The sequence below is a fragment of the Draconibacterium sp. genome, assembly GCF_041583095.1.
Classification (GTDB): Bacteria; Bacteroidota; Bacteroidia; order Bacteroidales; family Prolixibacteraceae; genus Draconibacterium.
The window spans coordinates 1-2,793 of the sequence record NZ_JBFHGM010000418.1; the positions used below are offsets into that span (position 1 = coordinate 1).

At 37.2% G+C, this 2,793-nt stretch carries 2 protein-coding genes and 1 pseudogene; 2 read left to right on the forward strand and 1 reads right to left on the reverse strand.

What is annotated here, in order from left to right; translation table 11 throughout:
• Together ABZB17_RS22025 and ABZB17_RS22030 are read left to right on the forward strand one after the other, a co-directional pair.
• Positions 1 to 120: pseudogene (locus ABZB17_RS22025) on the forward strand (DUF3873 family protein); the annotation flags it as partial.
• 624 nt (positions 121 to 744) lie between these two features.
• Positions 745 to 1,197 carry a RadC family protein gene (locus ABZB17_RS22030; protein WP_372653745.1) on the forward strand — a complete coding sequence of 151 codons (453 nt, stop codon included), beginning with the start codon at positions 745 to 747 and terminating at the stop codon, positions 1,195 to 1,197.
• A gap of 56 nt (positions 1,198 to 1,253) precedes the next feature.
• Here ABZB17_RS22030 and ABZB17_RS22035 read toward each other — a convergent pair.
• Positions 1,254 to 2,793: alpha/beta fold hydrolase (locus tag ABZB17_RS22035; RefSeq protein WP_372653747.1), on the reverse strand; the 1,540-nt coding region annotated here is incomplete at its 5' end.

The window sequence follows — 2,793 nt, forward strand, 5'->3', positions numbered from 1 at the left end:
CACCAAAATCAAACATTTTACCAGTACGATTACCGGCACACAGACGGGGAACTGTTTTCAACAACAGCCCCAACTTTGGGAGAGTGCCGGAGTCGTCGCGATAAATGGCTGGTGAAGAAGGATAAAATGTATAAACTCTTTATCGGGTTTCGAAAGTTAGGCGAATTTGATTCCATACTGGAAGCCAAACAATTTGCTGATAGCAGCAATTTTAGTGGCGTGTTTACCTTACTGGGCAACAACTATTCTGATAAGTGGTATGTATCTAAAAAATATTGGGACAATGAAAGCGACGATAACCGATATTACAGGAGCAAGCATTGAGGTAACAGATTTGGACAAAGCAATTGAACAATGTAGGCTTTGCAAAGACAGTCCGTACAAAATGCCATCGGGACAAACGGTTGGTGAAAACTATAAGTACATGTTATCCCAACTTCAAAAAATGAAACATTTAAAGTAAACAAACGGGCGGTTTTCTCCGCCCGTTACTTTTTCCATGAGCCGATTACCTGAGCGGGAGAAAAAGTAACAAAAAGCCCTTTAACGGCGGTTTCTCCCTCTAATTTTCAGGCAAAAATACAGGTAAATCATTGACAAACTGCAAGGTCAAGCCCTGCGTGTTTTACAAACAATCTCCACACCTGCGGGTAGTATTCTTTGCAAAAACCTTGCGCGAAGTCATTGATTACCTGTGATGGTGAAAGCAAAAAATTAGTGTTGAACCATTAAAATTTTTGCATTATGAAAGTTAATTATTTCTCCATTCCGGAAATTACAGTGTCGTATAAAGACAACGTAAAAGCTTCAGAACGTTTTGTTGTTAAATGTTCGGAAGATGCCTCGCAGATATTTACCGAGGCACATAAAGATTGTATGGAACACCACGAGGAAGTGAACGTATTGTTCCTGAACCGTGCCAACCGGGTCCTTGGAATAAGCTGTATCAGCAAAGGCGGACTGGACGGTACTGTAGTTGATATACGGATTATCCTGCAAACAGCTTTAAAAGCGAACTGCTCATCGGTAATGCTTTCTCACAATCATCCAAGTGGCAGCCAGAAACCCAGCCAGGCGGATATTGCAATTACTCAAAAACTGAAAGAAGGCTGCAAAGCCGTTGGTCTGTTACTTTTAGACCACCTGATTATAACCGGTGAAGGTTACATGAGCTTCGCCGATGAAGGGCTTTTGTAGCCCTTTTTTTGTCGAATACATAATAGCTTCTACTTGTTTTTAAGCTCAGTTCGTTGTTAGCGTTTCGTTATTTCTTTTTCAATCCATTCTTCAACATTTTCGGTATATCCCTCAATTAGTCGTGGAAAATCAAATTCACTATCCATTGTCGGATTAAATGTCTTTTTCAAATGGTGATTTGCTAAAGGAAAATCCACAATTTCAAGATATTCATTGTTCAAATTATTTAGTAGCAATTTATTTTTTTCTGTGTTGACCAAATCATCTCTTCCGCCTAATAATACTAAAGTTGGTATTCTTATTTCTTTCCAGAAAGAATAAAAGTTTTCAGTTCTGCCTTTCCAGTAGAAACCATCAAATTCATTCTTGTCAATGTTTAAACCGCTATATAATCCAGTCTGATTCATAAAACGGTATTTTAGAGCGTTTTGCTGAATAAAGTTCTCAACTTCCTTATAATTTGCTCCATTGTTAATCAATTTTTCAACTTCTCTATGGCTATTTGCAGCAATATGCCCATTGGAATTTGAGTTTCCAGAATTAACTACTCTTGAACTATCAGAATATGCTGCTGCTTCTGTTACATTGATTACTTCAGGCGATTTAGCAATAAGAAACTTGGGAATATTTGATTTCGATGCAATTCTTGGTAAAAGCATTGCCCCTTGGCTATACCCCCAAAGTCCTATTTTCATTTTGTCAACACTTTCTTTTTTGCTGAGAAATTCCAAACAGGCAATGGCATCGTCAATTATTTCTTCATAACCTGAGGTAAAATATTCTCCCGTTGATTCTCCGTTTCCCCTTTTATCAAATATTAAAACCTCAAATCCTTGTTTGGCAAAATAGTCAGCATCATATAAATAATCACTTCTCAGATTTGTTGACGACCCGTGTAATAAAACGATTGCAGGGAATTTTCCGTTGGCTTTCTGTTTGTAATAATCGGCAACCAGGACAACATTCTTGCTTTTTAATGTCAGATTTTCAACAGAATATGGCTTATCCGGAGTTTTGGGTTGTTTTGTTAAATCAAAAGTCATATTCATATTTGGCGGTCCGTTTTGCATTTCAACGGTTCCCTTTATTTCGTTGTTCTTTCGTTCTCCTTTAAAATGCAGTTCAACATCGAGCAAAAGTGAAAAACTGATATTGGTGTTTGTTATTTTCAAATCACTTATTGGTTGATTTATCAGCATTAAATCATAACTCGAAAATGTTTGCCCTTCTGAATTCAGCTCAAGTGCTAAATCCACTTTCTTTCCATTCATTTCTATTACTCCTGTCCAGTATCCGGTTACAGTCTCCGAATCGGCACATCCATTCATTAAAAAGAGGATTATTAGAATGATGAATTTTAGTTTCATTAATTTTCTTGTCATACTATTTTGGTCTTTAATAACGCTAAAAATAAAGTGTATGAAACGTGGCAGTTCTGCCATGCTTTGTGCATATTGTTGAACTAAACCCGCTTTGCGGGAGCTTATTTTCCACCTAAAATAGGAATAGTTGGAGGTATATACTGATTTTTCTGCCCATAAATTTTTAACCAAAATTATTATGAGCAGAAAATCATACCTGGAGCAGGCCTGTGAG